Source organism: Agrobacterium sp. El2ro-1b (assembly GCF_048298475.1).
Classification (GTDB): Bacteria; Pseudomonadota; Alphaproteobacteria; order Rhizobiales; family Rhizobiaceae; genus Agrobacterium; species Agrobacterium fabrum.
This window is the reverse complement of sequence record NZ_CP103459.1, coordinates 1405175-1425115: the sequence shown is the minus strand read 5'-3', so window position 1 is coordinate 1425115 and position 19941 is coordinate 1405175. Positions and strand designations below refer to the sequence as shown.

At 60.9% G+C, this 19941-nt stretch carries 8 protein-coding genes; all 8 read left to right on the top strand.

Annotation, left to right across the window (positions count from 1 at the left end):
- Nucleotides 1–2: 2 nt before the first annotated feature.
- From NYR50_RS20650 to NYR50_RS20615, 8 genes are read left to right on the top strand one after another with little or no spacing between them, the layout of a single operon-like run.
- A complete protein-coding gene (locus NYR50_RS20650) occupies nucleotides 3–4565 on the top strand; it encodes a non-ribosomal peptide synthetase (protein ID WP_174010140.1) in 4563 nt (1520 codons plus the stop codon).
- Nucleotides 4562–5458 (top strand): class I SAM-dependent DNA methyltransferase, encoded by an 897-nt coding sequence (locus tag NYR50_RS20645; protein ID WP_418138001.1) that lies wholly within the window; start codon nucleotides 4562–4564, stop codon nucleotides 5456–5458. Before NYR50_RS20650 ends, NYR50_RS20645 begins: the two co-directional genes overlap by 4 nt.
- Entirely contained in the window at nucleotides 5455–6930 is a 1476-nt protein-coding gene (locus tag NYR50_RS20640) for an aspartate aminotransferase family protein (RefSeq protein WP_418138000.1), read from the top strand. The genes NYR50_RS20645 and NYR50_RS20640 overlap by 4 nt, the downstream gene beginning before the upstream one ends.
- Nucleotides 6931–6944: 14 nt before the next feature.
- The gene (locus NYR50_RS20635) at nucleotides 6945–7184 is read left to right on the top strand and encodes an MbtH family protein (protein ID WP_092732404.1); all 240 of its coding nucleotides are present in this window, start codon (nucleotides 6945–6947) and stop codon (nucleotides 7182–7184) included.
- Between the two features lie 10 nt (nucleotides 7185–7194).
- On the top strand, nucleotides 7195–7713 hold the full coding sequence (locus tag NYR50_RS20630) for a siderophore biosynthesis protein (RefSeq protein WP_174010148.1): 519 nt from the start codon (nucleotides 7195–7197) through the stop codon (nucleotides 7711–7713).
- Nucleotides 7710–8273 carry a siderophore biosynthesis protein gene (locus NYR50_RS20625; RefSeq protein ID WP_174010150.1) on the top strand — a complete coding sequence of 188 codons (564 nt, stop codon included), beginning with the start codon at nucleotides 7710–7712 and terminating at the stop codon, nucleotides 8271–8273. The genes NYR50_RS20630 and NYR50_RS20625 overlap by 4 nt, the downstream gene beginning before the upstream one ends.
- A 37-nt stretch (nucleotides 8274–8310) precedes the next feature.
- Nucleotides 8311–12744: a beta-ketoacyl synthase N-terminal-like domain-containing protein gene (locus NYR50_RS20620; protein WP_418137999.1), complete on the top strand. Its 4434-nt coding sequence runs from the start codon at nucleotides 8311–8313 to the stop codon at nucleotides 12742–12744.
- A complete protein-coding gene (locus NYR50_RS20615; protein WP_418137998.1) occupies nucleotides 12741–19940 on the top strand; it encodes an amino acid adenylation domain-containing protein in 7200 nt (2399 codons plus the stop codon). The genes NYR50_RS20620 and NYR50_RS20615 overlap by 4 nt, the downstream gene beginning before the upstream one ends.
- Nucleotide 19941: the final 1 nt, after the last annotated feature.

Below are 19941 nucleotides of genomic sequence, written 5' to 3'. Positions count from 1 at the left end.
TTATGAATTATATCGAGCCAGTCGAAACCCTCATAACCCGGCTTCACCAGAGCAATATCCGCGTCTGGATCGATGCCGGGAGCCTGAAATGTTCAGACCCCGATGGTCGCCTGAACGATGAGGTGATGAGCGAAATCCGGACCAGAAAAACCGACATTCTGGCATTTCTCAACATGGCGCATGCGGATACCGCCACGCCCGGCCAGAATGATATTCCGCCCCGCAACGAGACTTGCCCGCCGCTGTCATTCGCACAGGAAAGACTGTGGCTGATCGACCAGATCTATCCAGGCTCGGCATTGCACCATATCTGCATTGCACTTGAGGTTCGTGGCGCCCTTGATCTCGATGCGCTGAAGGCGGCACTCGCCGGCGTCATGGGCCGCCATACGGTGCTTCGCGCCCGCATATACAGCGACAAGGGCATGCCGAAACAAACCATATCCGCTGCCGGTGACGCACCTTTTTCCGTCGTGGAGATTTCGCCGGCAGCTGCGGCGATGGAAGACGTCATTCATGCGGAAACAACCAGGCCCTTCGATCTTGCCGCCGAGCCGCCCATTCGCCTGCTCGTCGTCAAGTACGATGACGGCCGCCATGTCCTCGTTTTCACGTTGCACCACATCTGCGCCGATGGCTGGTCTACTGAAATTCTGCTGAAAGATCTCGGTGCGTTTTACAGCGCAGAAGTATCCGGCAGCGCGACGCCGGAAACTGCGTTGCCGATACAATATGGCGACTTTGCCGCATGGCAACGTGAGCGTCTGGAGGCGGAAACCGCAGGACCGTTCGACGCCTTCTGGAAGCAGCACCTTTCGCAGCCTCTACAGACCACACAGCTGGTCACGGACATGCCGCGCACCGCGGGCCACGGCCATGCGGGTGAACTGCATGACTTCACGATCGAAAAAGAGACCGCCGATGCGCTGCGCAAGATTGCCGCCGCACACGGAACGACGCTGTTCACGGCGCTTTTTACCGCCTTCAACCTGCTGATCCACCGCTATACCGGGCAGACCGATCTGGTGATCGGCACGCCCGTCGCCAGCCGCCCCCATGTGGAGACGGAGGATCTGGTCGGGCTGTTCGTCAATCCTCTTCCTGTCAGATCGCGTGTTGATCCCTTCGGCAATTTTGAAAAGGCCCTGCGGGAAACACATGCTACCCTGCAACAGGTCATCAGCCATCAGGACATGCCGTTCGAGCGCATTGTCGATATGGTCGGTGTGCAACGCGATCCCGACAGCCACCCGCTGTTCCAGATAAAATTCCAGCTCGACGCCGCACCACGCGAGCGCATCCGACTTCCCGGCCTCGAAATGCGCCGGCTTGCACGCCAGGACAAGGTCTCAAGGCTGGACCTGTGCCTCGATCTGCGCGAGACGGAGGCCGGGCTTTTCGGCACGATCGAATACAAGACCGCGCTGTTCCGCGCCGAGACGATCGGCCTGTTCGCCAGCCATTTCCATCAACTGCTGAAATCCATCGCCGCCGACCCCTGCCTGCCAGTCGCAACCCTTGCGCTTTTGACGCAGGAAGAGCAACGGCAGCGGATTTGCGACTTCAACAGCACGGCGCAGGAACACGCTGGCCCGTACTATTTTCATGAACTGTTCGAAGCACAGGCGGCACGCGCGCCGCAGGCCGCGGCGCTCGTCATGCCGCAGGCGGATGCCGATGACATCATGACATATGGCGAGCTTAACGCGCGCGCAAACAGGCTGGCGCGCCTGCTGCGCCGTAAGGGCGTTAGCGCGGAAACCGTCGTCGCAATCTCGCTGCCACGCAGCTTTGACATGATCGTGGCCTGGCTTGCGGTCTGGAAAGCAGGCGGCGCCTACCTGCCGCTCGATCCGGAGTACCCTGCAGAGCGCATCGGCGCCATGCTGTCGGATGCGGGTGCCCGGCTTGTCGTCAGCCACAGTTCGATCGATCTTCCAAAGACAGCCGACAGGCTCAATCTGGATGAGGACTTCCCTGACGACGAAAGCGCCGACAACCTGGAAACGGTCACCCATCCGTCGCAGCTGGCTTATGTGATCTACACGTCAGGCTCGACGGGCAAGGCAAAAGGCGTCCTTGTCGATCATAGCGGATTGATCAATCTGACGCGGGACAAGATCCGCGCCTGCGACGTCACGGCTGACGATTGTGTGCTGCAGTTCTTCAGCTTCAGTTTTGACGCCTCCATTCCCGAACTGGTGATGAGCCTCGGCGCCGGCGCCAGACTCCTCCTTCTGCCCCGATATGCGACCCTTCCCGGCGCTGAACTGGCCGACATTCTGCGCGCGCGACATGTGACGCACCTGACCATGACGCCATCGGCCCTGCTCTCCCTGCCGGTCGACGACCTGCCGTCGCTGCGCACCGTTCTGGTCGGGGGAGAGGTTCCCATGCCTGAACTCATCGAAAGATGGGGAAAGAACCGTCGTTTCATCAATGCCTATGGCCCGACCGAAACCACCGTCAATGCCAGCATGGTCGACATCGGAGGCGGGCGTGCCGGACTGCCGGTGCTGAGGCCCGCGGCAAACAAGCAGCTCTATGTGCTGGATGATAATCTCGAGCTGTTGCCCTTCGGTGTGCCGGGAGAACTTCATATCGGCGGCTGCGGCATTGCCCGCGGTTATCACGACCGGGCGGCAATGACCGCCGAACGTTTCGTTCCCGATCCATTTGTCAAAGATGGGCGCGCAGGCGTGCTCTATCGCACGGGCGATCGCGCCGTCTTGCTGGCCGATGGCCGGGTCCACGTTTCGGGGCGGCTGGACAGCCAGGTCAAGATCCGTGGATACCGGATCGAGCCCGGGGAAATAGAAGCGGGCCTGCTTGCCCACCCGGCCATTGTTTCGGCGACGGTGGCGGTGCGTGACGACGGGCGCGGCGGCAAAAGGCTCGCCGCCTATGCGGTTCCTCAAACCGATCAGGACACGGCAACCAGACCGACGCCATCGGAAATCCGCGCATGGCTGGCAAACCGCCTGCCGAAATTCCTTGTGCCCGACACGTTCGACTGGCTTGAGGCGCTGCCGCTTACTGTCAACGGCAAGATCGATCCCTTAAAGCTTCCCCCGCCCCGCGCCGAAACGGACCCCGATGGCCGGGCGCCTGAAGGCGAGATGGAAACCCGGATAGCCAGCGCATTCGGACATGTTCTGAACATCGATCAGGTTGCCGCAACCGACGATTTCTTCACGCTTGGCGGTCACTCGCTGCTGGCCACCCGTTTCTGCGCCGTCGCAAAGGAAAAATTCGGACTCGATATCGGCGTTATCGATCTTTTCAACGCCTCCACGGTGGAAGCGCTGGCGAACCGCCTGCAGACAAGAGGCACCGGCGACGGCGACGATGAGACACGGCTGCTGAAGCGCGATGTAAAACTGGACGACGCAATTCGCCCGAGCGCGACAGCAAGAGCCACACGCTGCACCGACCACGTTTTCCTCACCGGCGCGACCGGCTTTCTCGGAACCTATCTTCTCCACGAACTGCTTCGCGACCCCGAGAGAAAAGTCACCTGCCTCGTGCGCGGCGACGATGGAATGAGCCGCCTGCGTCAGGCCTTCCGGCAATATGACCTGCCGCAGTCCGTGCTGACGGAACGCGTGACGATAGTGACGGGCGAGCTTTCCAAACCGGGCCTCGGGCTTGCCGCCCCGGACTACGACAACATTGTCCGGAATGCCGACTGCATTTTCCACAACGGCGCGGAAGTCCACCACCTGCATCGGTACGAGCGGCTGCGCGAGACCAACGTGCTCGGAACCCGCGAAATTCTCCAACTCGCCTGCGCCGGAGCCGGCCGGCACGTTCATTACATCTCGACACTCAGTGCGCTCACGCCGCGCCGCGGTTCCGGCAGCGATGCCCGGCCCGTCTGCGAACTGGAGGGCGTGGAAGGGTTTGCCCCGCCCGCGGGCGGTTACAACCGGAGCAAATGGGTCGCGGAGCATCTCGTCAACGAAGCCGGCAGGCGGGGATTGCCGGTGACGATCTACCGGCCGGGCGCGATATCCGGCGACAGCGTTACCGGCGCCTTCAACGGATCGGACATATTGTGCCGTCTGGTGCAGGCCTATCTTTACACCGGGACAGCGCCGGAAGGCGAAAGGCTGCTCGATATGCTGCCGGTCGACCATGTGGCCCGGGCGATTGTCCATCTCTCCGGCAAACCGGCTTCGGCCGGACAGGTTTTCCACCTCATTCATTCCTCCCCCGTTTCAAGCGCCCGCCTGTTTGAGGCCTGCGAACTGGAGGGGATGAAACTGAAACGGGTTTCGCAGCGGGAATGGCAGGACATGCTGGGCGATGTGGCGCGCGGAACGCCCGACCACCCGCTCTATCCGCTGCTAGGACTGCTGCGCTCCCCTTCCGCCGCCGGCAAGAGCGATGAGAAACAGACGCGCAACTTCGATTGCCACCTCACGCAGGCGGCATTGTCGGACGCGCCATTCCGCGAACCGGCCCTGACATTCGAGCTCTTGCGAACATATCTGCGCGCATTTGCCAAGGCCAACTTTCTGAACGCGGCGTCCGATGACGCGCGAAAGCAGGGTGAACGATGAGTACAGTTATATCAAGCGAAGCCAGCAATTACGACCATTGGGCCTGGCTTTACAACCACACGCTTGGCCCTCGCTATAGCGAGCAGAAGATCGCCCCCCTGGCGCGGGCGGTTCTTTCACACCTGCCCGACGGCGCTTCGGTTCTCGATCTCTGCTGCGGAACGGGACATCTTGCAAAGCTGATGGCTGAGCGCGGATATGCCGTTACCGGGCTGGATGGTTCGCAGGACATGATAAACCACGCCCGCGGCAATGCACCGGGCCTTGAATTCGTTCTGGGTGACGCACGGGATTTCACCTTTGAACAGCCCTTTGACGGCGTGGTCTGCACCAGCGCATCGCTGAACCACATCCAGAATACCGAAGACCTGCGGAAGGTCTTTTCCAGCGTCCGCCGCGGCCTGAAGGATGAGGGAATTTTCGCTTTCGACATCAATCACCCCGGCCAGATGGCACGCTACTGGCGCGATGTGCCGGCCGAGGGCGAACTCACCGACGATTGCGCCTGGCTGATCACGCCCCGCTATAATTCACAATCGAACGAGGGTTCGTTCACGGTGGAAATCCATACGAGGCCCAAAGCGGCGCGTTTCTCGCTGGCGGAGGCGGCATACAGGCTTGCGGCCCGGCTGCTTTCCAATCGCCGGCGGCTTGCTCTCATCGCCCGCTTCGGCATTCCCGGCAATAACTGGCAGTGCCACTCGGTCACCAACCCTGTGTGGGGGCACAATCTGGATACCGTAACAGAGCTTCTCCGGGCCTCGGGCTTTTCGGTCAAAATGCGAAGCACCGATGGCGGTCCGGTGACCGATGAGAGAGCAGTCTACTTCCTCTGCACGAAGATTGCCGGCGATCCCACGGGGCAGGAAGTGACAAAGGAGGCCGTCGAATGAATATTCAAAATAATTCCGGCACGGCTACCCACCCTGCGAGTGACCCTGTCACCGCCATCGTTACCGGCTTCAACCTCAAGACGCCGGGCTCGAAGCGCGCCGCCGCCTATAACCGCGATTTCCTTTCGGACAAAAGCTCGATCGGCCTTCCCTTCACGATGCAGACCAAGGAGGCGCTGTATCCCATCGTCGCCACCCATGCCGAAGGGGCTTATTTACAGGACGTCGACAACAACAGATATGTCGATATTCTCATGGGCCTCGGCACCAATCTCTTCGGCCATAATCCGCCCTTCATCCGTACGGCAATCGAAGCCCAGCTGACCAAAGGTTTTGCGCTCGGGCCGCAATCCGATCTGGCCGGCGAGACCGCGGAACTGTTTTGCCGTATCACCGGAAAAGACCGCGTCACATTCAGCAATACCGGCACGGAAGCCGTGCAGACGGCCATGCGGATAGCCCGTGCCGCGACGGGGCGCGACAAGATCGTCCTGTTTACAGGCTCGTATCACGGCCATTCCGACCCTGCCCTGCATAAGGCGACCAAACTCGAATATATCCGCAGGGGCGCGTTGCTGCGGTCTCATCCGGCATGGCTCGTGGCGCTGAAACCGCTTCTGAAGCGCATGGTTCTGACGAAAGCGGTTCCCGGCTTTTCAGGCGTCGCCCCTTCCTCCGCCTGCGATATCGTGCTGCTGGAATACGGCAATCCCCGCTCCATCGATTACATCAGGCGTCACGGCGACAGCCTTGCCGGCGTGCTTGTCGAACCCGTTCAGAGCCGAAACCCGGAACTGCAGCCCCGCGAATTTCTGCATGAGATGCGAAGCGTGACCGAAAAGACCGGAAGCGCGCTGATATTCGACGAGATGATCACTGGCTTCCGCGTCGCACCCGGCGGCGCGCAGTCCCATTTCGGCATAGACGCTGACATTGCCACCTATGGCAAAATCGCCGGCGGCGGGTTGCCGCTATCACTCATCGCCGGCAAGGGGCGGTTCATGGATTTCGTGGACGGCGGAGCCTGGGCTTACGGCGACAGCTCCTTCCCGAAAGTGGCTCCGACATTTTTTGCCGGAACCTATTGCCGCCATCCGCTGGCGCTCGCAACCGCAAAGGCGGTCGCGACGCGATTGCTGGAAGACGGTCCAGCCCTGCAAGAGGGCCTCAATGTCAGGACCCAGGCATTCGTGGAACGGCTGAACGGTGCGCTGAAGGATGCCGGGTTGCCCGTGGCGTTCATGAGCTTCGGTTCGTTCTTCTCTATATCCGCTACCCGCAGCCGCATCTCGCCGCAGGCTGCCACCATGCTTTCCTTCCTTCTTCTGACCTCCGGCGTTCACCTTCGTGCCGGGGATCGTGGCGGTTTTCTTTCCACCGCCCATAGCGATGACGACATCGCCTTTGTTCACGACGCTGTTCTGCAAAGCCTGACGGCTCTGGCGGACCACCGTCTTCTCGACAGACATTGATCGGAGTGACCACCATGAGTTCCCAGACACCGGCTGAAGACCTGCACTACAACGTCGTGATCAGCGACGAAGAGCGATACTCGATATGGCCGGTCTACAAGGCCGTCCCGGCGGGGTGGCGATTGAGCGGCTTTTCCGGATCGAAGCAGGCGTGCCTCGATCATATCGAGGTGGAGTGGACCGACATGCGCCCCTTGAGTTTACGGCGGTTGATGGACGGCGAAGCAGCAAATACCACCAGCGCGCAAGAATAGGACGTAAACCATGGACGACCAACCATGGCCAAGCCCGGTGCCCCGCGCGGACGCCGGACCGGACAGGGACTGGCTTGCGAAGGATGCCGTTCTCGATCTGCTCGTGCCGGAGGCGCTGGCACCGGTAATGGCACCGGAAGAACACGACAAAGCCCACCTGCAGCAGATTATCTGCGAGGCACTGGAGGCGTTTACGCTGCATTATCCCGAATGCCGCGCGCGTATCGCCGCACTCCTCGGCAACATGGAAAAGCCGATGTCCGATCCCGGCATCGTGGATGTCAGCGGCCTTCCGCTGACGTCTTTTCACGCGAATGACTACGACCGGTATTTCCGCGTGAACCGTATTACCACCGCTGAGCCCGCCCATGTTCTGCTGCGCAGCTTCCTGCAGGTCGCACTGTCCGTTACCGATCTTTTCTGCCGGGCGCCCCACCTGTCGGAAAAGGCCGCGAAAGCCCAGTTTGACGGTTTCGGGGTTCATGCAAGGCTTCTTGCAAGGTGCTTTGGCGTGGAGTGTGCAAGATGACTATTGCTCTCCCGTCGCCATCCCGGATCTGGCGCGAATTCCACTGGGCGTTTTTCATGAACGTGCAGGGGCTGGTTCTGTGCCTGCGTCGTTTCAATATGCAGGTGCATGAGGGAAACCATGCCGAAGCGGACAGGGAATTGCGGGCCGCCGCGGTGCTTCTGCGTACATCTGCCAGCTCCATGGACCTCGCCGCCAGCTTCAGCAAGGCGGATTACGAAAATACCATCCGCGTCTCCATGACGCCGCCTTCAGTGGAGTCAGACGATTTCAGCGGGTTGATGTCTTTCGATCATGCCGTCCTCATCCAGGTCTGGCGTGAAATGAAGGACGTGTTCGCCACGCTGCCGGTCGAACTCCATGACGCCCATGCGGAATTCGTTGCAGCCTACAAGTATCTGGCGGAAGGGCATGTCGGCGTCTGCTCACGTTTCGTCGGCTCCGATGCCGGCAGCCTGCGATACGGCGACCGGAAGGCGATCGATACGCTCCAGCGTTTTGAACGCGGTCGCCTCGGCATGATCGATCCCCCCAAAAAAGGCTGCCCGTTCCACAAGTAACGTGCGTGTTCAATTTCTAATCCAGCGAGAACTGCCTATGTCCGACTATACCAGCGCTTCAAACCAGGATCGGAACGCCTTTCGGGTCGCCGTCATCGGTATGGCAGGCCGCTTTCCGGGAGCCTCCGACATTGAGAGCTTCTGGGATAATCTGGTTCACGGCCGGGAGTCGGTCAAGCAATGGACCGACGAGGAACTCATCGCGCTGGGTGTGCCGCCCGAGCAGCTTGCGGACCCCGATTTCGTGCGGGCTTCGGCACCGCTGGAGGGCACCGACCAGTTCGACGCCGAATTTTTCGGCTACAGCCCCAGCGAGGCGGAGATTCTCGATCCGCAGCAGCGCCTGTTTCTCGAATGCGCCTGGTCGGCGCTGGAGCGCGCCGGATATCAGGGCGACACCTTCGACGGTTCCATAGGCGTCTATGCCTCGAGCGGCTTCAATACCTATCTTCTGAACCTGCATGCCAATGCCGCGGTGCGTCAGTCGATCAGCCCGTTTGAACTGTTCGTTGCCAACGACAAGGATTTCCTGGCGACGCGCACGGCTTACAAGCTCAATCTGCGTGGCCCGGCCATGACAGTGCAGACGGCCTGCTCCTCATCGCTGGTTGCCGTTCATGTCGCCGCGCAAAGCCTCATTGCGGGCGAATGCGATATTGCGCTCGCGGGCGGCGTCACGGTTTCCCGTTCGCATGGATACGTGGCGCGCGAAGGTGGAATATTGTCTCCTGACGGGCATTGCCGGGCGTTCGATGCCGATGCCGCCGGAACCGTTCCAGGCAGCGGCGTCGGCGTTGTCGTGCTCAAGCGTCTTGAAGATGCGCTTGCAGACGGCGATACGATCGACGCTGTCATCATCGGTTCGGCCATCAATAATGACGGCGCGCTGAAAGCGAGCTTTACCGCACCGCAGGTAGACAGCCAGGCCTTGGTCATCAGCGAGGCCCATGCGGCTGCGGGAATATCGGCCGATTCCATCGGTTATATCGAGGCGCATGGCACGGGAACATCGCTGGGAGACCCCATCGAGATTGCGGCGCTGACGCAGGCTTTTCGTAAGACGACGACGCGCAGCGGATATTGCGCCATCGGCTCGTTGAAAACCAATATCGGCCACCTTGATACGGCCGCAGGCATTGCGGGCTTCATCAAGACCGTGCTTTGCCTCAAGCACGGCAGAATTCCCGCAAGCCTTCATTTCAGACAGGCAAACGCGAAGATCGACTTCCCGGCGAGCCCCTTTGCGGTGAATACGGCACTGCGGGACTGGACAGCCTTGGAAAGCCCCCGGAGAGCCGGCATTAGTTCTCTGGGTATCGGCGGAACGAATGCGCATGTGGTGCTGGAAGAGGCAACGGCGAGCGCAGGCGCGCGCGCCAAGGCGCAACCGGCATCGCCGCAGCTTCTGGTATTTTCGGCGCGCAATGATGCGGCACTCTCGGCACTGCTTTCGGCACAGGCGAAAGCGTTCGAGGCGAACCCGGAACTTGCGATCAACGACGTTGCCTTCACGCTTCGTCATGGTCGAAAGGCTTTCAGCCATCGCCAGTCGCTGGTTGCCGATGATGTGGCGTCAGCCGCGGCGGAACTGCACCGTCTTGCTGCGGAAAAACCATCCATTGTCGGCAGCACGCCGTCACCGGTTTTTCTGTTTCCCGGACAGGGAAGCCAATATGCCGGAATGAGCAAGGATCTCTACGAGCGGGTGGAGCTTTTCCGTGCGCCTTTCGATGCCTGCGCGGATCGTCTTTCGAAGATCATGCAACGCGATTTCCGTGCTGACCTCTTTGCCGGACATGAGGATATCCAGAATACGGAATTTGCCCAGCCGGCGCTGTTTGCCGTGGAATATGCCCTTGCAAAGGCATGGATGGCGCAGGGTGTGATACCGCAGGCGCTCCATGGCCACAGCATCGGCGAATATGTGGCCGCCTGCCTGGCGGGCGTCTTCGATCTGGATACGGCGCTTTCGCTTGTGGTGGCGCGCGGTCGGTTGATGCAACAGGCCGCCCCCGGCGCCATGCTTGCGGTCGTTCATCCCGACGCGCCGATCGACAGGTGGCTTGGCGCAGACATTGCCTTGGCGGCCAGCAATGCGCCGGGCATCAGTGTCGTTTCAGGCAGCATGGACGCCATCGCAAGGCTCGAAACGGAACTCAAACAGGCGCGTTACGTGACGCGGCGGCTGAAGACCGGACACGCGTTCCATTCGCCGATGATGGCGCAGGCCGCAGCGCGCTATCTGGAAGAATTGCGACATGTCAGGTTTTCCCCGCCATCCATTGCGATGATCTCCAATGTGACGGGAACCTGGCTGAGCGCATCGCAGGCGACGGATCCGAATTACTGGGCCGCACATCTGGAACAGACCGTGCGTTTCGACGAGGGGATGCGAACCCTTCTCAGCATCGACAATACAGTCTTCATCGAGGCCGGACCCGGCTCGGCACTGTCGGGTCTCATAAGCGAACAGGCTATTGCGGCAGACCGGATCATACCCTGCCTTGGCCGTTCCAGACCGGAAAACGAGACGAGCCAGTATCTTGCAGCACTCGGTGATTACTGGCGGACCGGCGGGCAGCTCGACTGGCAGGCCGTATCGCCCGAAGGCGCTCGCGTGCCGCTCGCCACCTATCCGTTTCAGGGGCAGCGTTACTGGATTTCCGCTGGGACGGCAGAAAATCAGGCGCCTATCACCACCCCCGTCGACAGCGCCAGAATCTATCGTCCGACATGGCAGCGCCTTTCACCCGCAACCCCGTCGGATTGCAGAAACCGCCGTGTACTGATCCTCAATGAAGGACGCATCGGCAAATCCCTCGCGGCACGGCTGGAAGGCGCAGGCGCTCAAGTCTATCGCGCCATTGCGGGCGAGAGGTTCGACGAGTGCGATTTCCGCTGCTTCAGCCTTGCCGGACATACCGCAGCGGACTTTGCCCAGCTGCTCGAGACCCTGAGCGAGCGCGGGGCCTTGCCGCAGGACATCCTTTATCTGTGGCCCCTGAAGCCTGGCCGGCGGGACGGAATTGAGGCCCTGCTCAATCTGGTGCGGGCTCTCACCGCACAGGGGCATAAGGGCAAGCTGACGCTGGTGACCAATGGAGCAACGGATGTTACCGGTATGGAGAGCCTCGACGACCTCCAGTCCCAGCTGCCGGGCATCCTGAAAGTTGCCGCTCAGGAATATGAAGACCTGACCTGCAGGCACATCGATATCATGGTCACGCCGGACATGGCGGATCAGGCGATCACTGATCGCCTCCTGGCGGAATTCAACGGAACCGGCGCGGTGGTCGCCATAAGAGGCCCGCATCGGTGGTCGCATGGCTTTGCGCCGCTCGACCTGCCTACACCGCAGGCATCGGCCCGGCTGAAAAAGAACGGCGTTTATGTCGTGATCGGCAATATCGCCGAAGGTGTCGGCACCGTCTGGCTGGATCATCTGGCGAAAATATCAGGCACACGCCTGTCCGTGCTGCAACCCATCGAGGATGCGGAGACCGCGTTTCAGTCAGACGCAGCTATCGATACGCGCCGGATCGACTGCAATGATCCGGCTGCCATCGGCGCAGCACTCGATGGGGTGGTGTCGATGCATGGCCGGATCGACGGAATTTTTCTGAGCATGCCGCAGGCGAACCGGCAGGCGGCGGCGCCGCTTTCGATGATGGACGAGACACATCTCAGCTACAATGAAGCGGTTCGCATCGCGCCGCTGCGGGCGCTGATAGAGGCGATGGAGCAACGGCGGGCAGGTTTCTGCTGCATCCAGTCATCGCTTGCAACCGTCATCGGTGGCGTCGGGCTCGCCGCCTATACATCGGGATATCAGGTGGTGGAGCTGCTTGTGGCCGCCCAGTCGCGTAGCGCAAGAATGCCATGGTTCGCCATTGGTTATCCGCTCATCGATGTGCTGGCCGCCGGCAAACGTTCCTCTCTCGATACCAACGCCTATGCGGTTGCCTCTGATGATGCCTGGGAACTGACGAGAAAGATCATCGAGAACGGCATTACCGGCACAACGATGCTTTCGCGCAGCGACATCACCGTGGCACCGACGGCGGGCAAGAAGGCGCAGCTGTCGAAAGCGCCGGTTTCGGGCCGTGCAAGGCCCGCGATGTCCACACCCTTCATCGCCCCACGCACCCACATCGAAACCACGGTGGCGTGCATTTTCGAAGAACTGATCGGCGTGAGCGGGATCGGCGTCGATGACGGGTTTTATGAGCTGGGCGGCCATTCGCTTCTGGCCATCCGCGTTGTCGCCAAGCTCCGGGAAACATTCCCGGTCAAGATCGAAATGCGTGAACTCCTCTTCGAGAACCCGACAGTCGCCCGCGTGGCCAGCATGATTACCGCCCATATGCCTGATGAAGGCGATCTGGACGAGATGGCAGCGCTGTTGATGGAAATCGAGGGCCTTTCCGACAGTGAAGTCCAGAGCGCGCTTGGAGGAGCAGAAGCACGATGAACGAATTTTACGCCAAACTCGCGAACCTTTCTCCCGAGCGCCGTCGCCTCATAGAGCAGCGTCTTGCCGATCGGGGATATCAGTCGGCTCTCGATACCGTCATTCCCGGACGCGAGGAAGGCGATGGTGATCGGCCCCTGTCCTTTGCGCAGCAGCGCCTGTGGTTCATGCAACAGCTTGAACCTGACAACACGGCTTACAACATGCGCAGCATCCTGCGGTTTCGCGGAAAACTGGACAGGACGGCACTGGAAGAGGCGCTGGCGAATGTCGTAAAACGGCATGAGCCGCTGCGAACGCGCTTCGTCCCCGGCGCAGACGGCTTTCCGGAACAGGATATTCTGGCCGCCGCCGACGCGGAAATCGAATTCCTCGACCTCGGGCAGGACAGCGATGCGGAAGCCACGGCCCGTCAGCACATCCTGAAGCGGCTTTCCGAGCCCTATGACCTCAGCCATCCGCAATTGCGCGCGATGCTGGTTCGCCTTTCCGCAGAAGATCATCTGCTGGCGGTCGGGCTGCACCACATCGCCGGCGACCGTTGGTCCATGACTGTTCTCGCCCTTGATCTCGCGGGCTTCTACAAGGACAGGACAGGCCAGTCACACCATCTGCCTGACATTCGCGTTCAATATGCCGACTGGGCGATCTGGCAGGGAAAGATGCTGCGCGGCCCGGTGCTCGAAAACCAGCTCGCATACTGGAAAAAGGCGCTCGGCACGGATCTGCCGGTTCTGGACCTGCCATTCGACCGTCCGCGCCCGGCTATCGCAAGTTTCCTCGGCGCGCAGTTTGCCGTTTCCGTCGATCCGGCACTTTCAGGAGAGCTGAGGGCGCTGGCACGGGCGCACAATGTCAGCCTCTACGTCCTGCTGCTCTCCGCTTTCAAACTGGTGCTGCATCTCTATTGCGACAGCGACGACATCGTCGTGGGCAGTGAAGTCGCAAACCGCGACAGGCCGGAAACCCAGGCGATGATCGGCCCCCTGGTCAACACGCTGGTGCTGCGCACCGATCTTGCGGGCAATCCGGATTTCTCCGGCCTGCTGCAGCGTGTCAGCGAGACCGTCCGCACCGGCCTGGCAAACCAGGACGTGCCTTATGAGCGGATCGTCGAGGCTCTCAATCCGAAGCGCTCCCTGTCCGAGATGACGCCGCTGTTTCAAGCAAAATTCGATCTCCAGCACAATCTGGCAAGGTTGCCTGAACTCGACGGTCTCGCGATCGAGACCCTGCGCCTGCCAGACGGCGCCGCGAAAAACGAAATCCGTTTCAACCTTGAGGACAATGACCCCGATATCGGCGGCAAGATCGAATATGCAACCGATCTCTTCAATGAGGAGACGGTCGCCACGATCTGGCGGCGTTTCGAACATGTATTGCGCACGATCGCTGAGGATTCCGCCCGCAGGCTGTCGGAATTTTCTCTTCTTTGCGACGACGAGCAGCAGGAGCAAATCCGCCGGTCCACCGGCCAGGCGCTGACACAGAGCGGGCTGTGCCTGCACGAGATGCTGACGGCGCAGGCGACACGCACGCCGGAAAAATCCGCAGTGGCCAGCGAACATGGCAAGCTCACCTATCGGGAGCTAGATCAGCGAAGCGATGCGATTGCCGCCGCGCTTGCCGCCAGCGGGTTTGGCCGGGGCTCCATCGTCGGCATCTGCATGCAGCGCACGCCGGATCTCATTGCGGCCCTGTTCGGTGTGTTGAAGGCTGGTGCGGCCTATGTGCCGCTCGACCCGGACTATCCGTCCGAGAGACTTGCCTTCATTGCACGGGATGCGGCCATCAGGGTCGTGCTGACGGATAGCGACCGGCTGGCATTCGATGCCACGGATGACCTGACGCTCCTTGAGGTGGGTAAACTGCCCGATGCGAACTTTTCCGCCGCTCACGCCTGTGATCCGGCCGATCTTGCCTACATCATCTACACATCAGGCTCGACGGGACAACCGAAGGGCGTGGCGATCACGCATGGCAATGCCGCCGCCCGCATACAATGGACCGGCAGCAATTTCACCTGTGACGAGCTAGCAGGTGTTCTGGCATCGACCTCGGTCTGCTTCGATCTTTCCATATTCGAGATTTTCGGCACGCTTTCCTGCGGCGGCCAGGTGGTGCTGGCCAACACACTCTTCGATTTGCCGCGTTTGCAGCATGTCGCAGAAGTCAGCCTGATCAACACCGTTCCGAGTCTGCTGCGCGAATATCTGCGCCACGACGCGCTTCCGACATCCGTTAGCGCGGTCAATCTTGCCGGAGAGCCGCTGCCGCCGGTCCTGCTCGAAGAGCTAGCGAAGAAGGCGCCGCAGGCGCGCATACACAATCTCTACGGACCTTCTGAGGATACGACATATTCGACGGGCGCGATGGTTCGCGCCGGCGACGGCGAGAAAACAGTTTCCATCGGTGTTCCCCTGCCGGGAACGGAAGCGTATGTCCTCGACCGGGCCGGACGTATCAGGCCTGACGGTCTTGCGGGCGAACTTTATCTCGGCGGAGCCGGCATCACGCGCGGGTATCTGCGACGCCCGGGCCAGACCGCCGAGCGTTTCGTACCGGACGCTTTCTCCGGCCGGTCCTCCTCCTATCTCTACCGCACCGGCGACCGGGTCAGGCGCCGCGCCGATGGCACGCTGGAATTTCATGGACGTCTCGACAATCAGGTCAAGATCAGGGGCCTGCGGATCGAGATCGGCGAGATCGAGCACCAGCTCGAGGATGTCGATGGCGTCAACGAGGCGGTCATCGCAGTCATCGGTGACGAAGCAAGCCCGGAACGCCAGCTGGCCGCCTATATTTCGCTGGATGCCGGCCGACAACTGACGGCGGATCACATCCGCTCTGCACTGGCAAGGCAGCTGCCCTCCCACCTCGTCCCGGCCTTATGGACCATCCTGCCGGCAATGCCACATCTGCCGAACGGCAAGATCGACCGCAGCGCATTGCGCGCGCTTGAAATAAAAACGCCTGATAGCAGCGGCATCGCACCCCGAAACCATATCGAGGAAAGGCTTGCCGCCATATGGCAGGACGTCCTTCAGACGAGCATGATCGACGTCGAGCGCAGCTTCTTCAAGATGGGTGGGCATTCTCTGCTCGCCATCAGGATTATTGCTCGCATCAAGGCCGATTTCGGGGTTTCACTGCCGCTAAAGGCAATTTTCGAGACACCGACAATCGCTGGGCTGGCAAACCGGCTTGAGAATGAGGCTGAGGAAGCCCTCAACATTGACGGCCTCGCGGTGGTCCATAATCCTGACGATCGCCATGAGCCGTTTCCGCTGACGGATATCCAGCACGCCTACTGGATCGGCCGTAACCAGGGCTTCGAACTCGGCAGCGTCGGATCCCATGGCTATCGGGAATTCGATATCGACAACCTCGATACCGATGCGCTCGAAAACGCCATAAACGCACTTGTCGCGCGCCACGACATGCTGCGCGCCATCGTCGATGCCGACGGGCGGCAGCGCGTGCTGGCGGACGTTCCCCACTATGCATTGCCGGTGGCGGATCTGCGTGATGCAGCCGATCGCGCTACATGCCTGACGGACATCAGAAACAGGCTGTCGCACAATATTTTCAAGGCGGAGCGCTGGCCGCTGTTTCATATCGAGGCCGCCCGGCTCGATGAAAAGACGACGAGGCTGTTCGTTAGTTTCGATGTTCTCATCGGCGACGCCTGGTCGCTGAAACTGATGGGCACCGAGCTCGCCGCCCTCATGCAGAAACGCGCGCTTCCCGAAATCGGACTGACATTTCGGGATTATGTCCTGTTCGAAAAATCCGCGCATAACAGTTCGGCCTATGAGCGGGCGCGGGAGCACTGGTCTGCCCGTATGGCTACCCTGCCAGCCTCACCGGATCTGCCGCTGGCATGCAATCCATCGCAGATAGAGCATCCGCGGTTCACGCGTCGCCGGGGCCGGCTTGCCGCGAAAGACTGGTCGCGTTTCAAGGATATGGCCCAGAGCGCCGGCCTGACCCCGACAGCCGCGATCATGACGATCTTTGCGGAGGTTCTGGCGCGCTGGAGCAGACGTCAGGATTTCACCCTCAATCTGACCGTCTTCAATCGCGAACCGGTTCATCAGGATGTGGAAAAGATCGTCGGCGACTTCACGGCATCGCTCCTGCTGGGGCTCGATTTTTCGGCCCGCGCCGACTTCACCACACGCGCCCGTCAGGTTCAGTTGCGCCTGATGGAAGATCTGGAACACAGGCTTTTCAGCGGCGTTTCCGTGCTTCGCGAACTGGCAAAACAGAACGGGCGCTCCGGCGGCGCCCTGATGCCCGTGGTTTTCACCAGCGTTCTGGGTCAGGCATCGAAAGACGACAGCGCTCCGCGTCTCGATACGCGACTGGTGGACAGCGTCAGCCAGACACCGCAGGTCTATCTCGACCATCAGGTTTCCGAAGATCAGGGCGAGCTGGTCTATAACTGGGATGCAGTCGAGGAACTTTTCCCGCCATCCATGCTGGACATGATGTTTGCCGCCTATGAGACGTTGCTGCGGGCACTGGCGAACGACGATGCAGCATGGCAGACCGAGCCTGATATCGTGGATTGCCAGGCGTTCGAGACGCTCAACAACAGGGCGAAAATAGCGCTTCCTGGCAACACGCAGCTCCTGCATGAAGCGTTTTTCCAGAGAGCCGCGGAAAGCCCTGAGAAGATCGCCGTCTGCGCTGGGGGTATCGAACTGACCTACGGACAGGTGGCCGAACGCGCGCTGGCGCTGGCGGCAAGCCTGCAGAAGGCCGGTGCCGGCCCGAACGACCGGATTGCCGTTTCACTGCCGAAGGGCGCAGGCCAGGTGATCGCCTGCCTCGGCATTCTGGCAAGCGGCGCGGCCTATGTGCCTGTTGACCCCGACCTGCCTGCGGAACGGCGTTTCGAGCTTGTGGAAGACACGGCGGCCGATTTCGTCATCGCCGAAGGAGGCGACTGGCCGCAGCGGGTAAGGGTGATTGCGGTTCCCGAAGAAGGCGGAGCAAGACCTTCACCGTCTTCAACCAAACCATCGGACCTCGCCTACATCATCTTCACCTCGGGTTCGACCGGCAAACCGAAAGGCGTGATGATCGACCATCGCGGTGCGCTAAATACGATCCTCGACATCAATCGCCGCTTTGCCGTCTCCGCTGCGGACCGGGTTTTCGCGCTCTCGTCTCAGAGCTTCGATCTTTCGGTCTACGATATATTCGGTCCGCTTGCGGTTGGCGGCGCAATCGTCATTCCCGTGCGCGAGGAAGTGTCCGACAATGCCCGCTGGATGAATCTTTTGCTGCAACATCGGGTGACGGTCTGGAACTCGGTGCCGGCCCTTGCGCAATTGCTGCTGGCCGAACTGCCGGCGCTCGGGGAAAAGCCACCCCTGCGCGTGATCATGATGAGCGGAGACTGGATTCCTGTCAGCCTGCCTCTCGCCCTGAAAACACAATTGCCAGATGCCGACCTGATCAGCCTTGGCGGAGCCACCGAGGCGTCCATCTGGTCGATTTTCCATCCGATCGGGGAAGCGCTGCGAGACTGGACGAGCATCCCCTATGGCCAGCCATTGGCGAACCAGCGCTGGTACGTCCTCGACGATCAGGGGCGACCCTGCCCGCCATGGGTCACGGGCCGGCTGTTCATCGGCGGCATCGGTGTTGCGCGTGGTTACTGGGGGCGGCCGCAACTGACCGCCGAACGCTTCATCCCCGACAGTTTCGCGGACGAAGAAGAGACTGGAAACGGCGCGCTTCTGCTTTACGACACCGGCGATCTCGGACGGCTGCGACCGGAGGGATTGCTGGAGTTTCTGGGGCGCGAAGATTTCCAGGTGAAGGTCAACGGCTTCAGGATCGAGCTCGGCGAAATCGAGACCGCGCTGCTGCAAAATGAAAATGTCGCCGAAACGGTGGTGACCACGACGGGCCAGCCACCTGCCCTCATCGCCTATATCGTTCCGGATATCAAAGGCAGCCTCATCGGCAAACTGGAAGCGAAGGCCGGCGGGTCAGACAATGGCGGGTTAGGCAATGCCGGAAGGAGCGTGGATTTGCCCACGCCGGACGGCCTGTTCCACGAAGCGATCACCCGGCAAAGTCATCGCCGGTTTTTGAAAGCTCCAGCGGAGCTTCAGAAAATCGGCCATCTCCTGGCCAGCGTGCGCGCCTTCGACATATCAGGAACACCGCTGAAAAAGACCCTCTACCCGTCCGCAGGCGGACTTTACCCGGTTCAGACCTATATTCTGGTCCATGACGGCCGGGTCGAAGGATTGTCTGGCGGCTGGTATCGTCATCATCCCGCCGAACACCGGCTGGAGTTTCTGGCGACCACTTCGCAGGAACAGATCGCGGCAATCGACGGCAAGAGCGACGATATCGTCGGGCAATGCGCTTTCCTTGTGCTTTTCACCGGGCACGCGGCAGCCATGGCGCGCAGCTACGGGCAAAAATCCAGAGACTTCTGCCTGCTGGAAGCCGGTCATATGGCGCAGACCATGATGCTGCATGCGCCGCGTCTCGATATCGGCCTCTGCGCAGCGGGCGGCGTCGATCTGACCGCCATCGCATCGGCACTGGCAACAGAAAAAGACGAGGAGCCGCTTTATGTGCTGGCTGGCGGGTCCATCGATCCCGCCTGGAGCACACAGTGGCAGGCAGCCGCGCAAATGCGGGGCGAAACCCTCTCGGAGCGGCTGCGCGCCTTTCTTGCCGGAAAACTTCCCGCCTATATGGTTCCGCGCGAATTCGTGATCATGGAGCGGCTGCCTCTCAGCGCCAATGGCAAGGTTGACCGCCAGGCCCTGCCCGCGCCGGGCACGAGGGCACGCCATACCGTTGCCCCGGCAACCGAAAACGAGACCGCACTTCTGGCGATCTGGCACGAACTCCTGTCCAGCGACAACGCCGGCGTGGAGGACAACTTCTTCGAAGCCGGCGGTGATTCACTGACGATCATGCAGCTGCTGTCGCGCATCAGGCAGGAATTTTCGGTTCACCTGACGCTCGCCCAGCTCTTTGGCGCCACCACCGTCAAAGCCCAGTCGGAATTGCTCGGCTCACTTTCACCGTCCCTACCGGACGAAGCGGAAACCGGTATCTCCCCGATTATTCCGCAGACATCCGTGAACGACCTTTCCGAAGATGACGTGGATAAAATGCTGGAGCAGCTGCTCTCCGGCCAAAAGGACCAGTAGA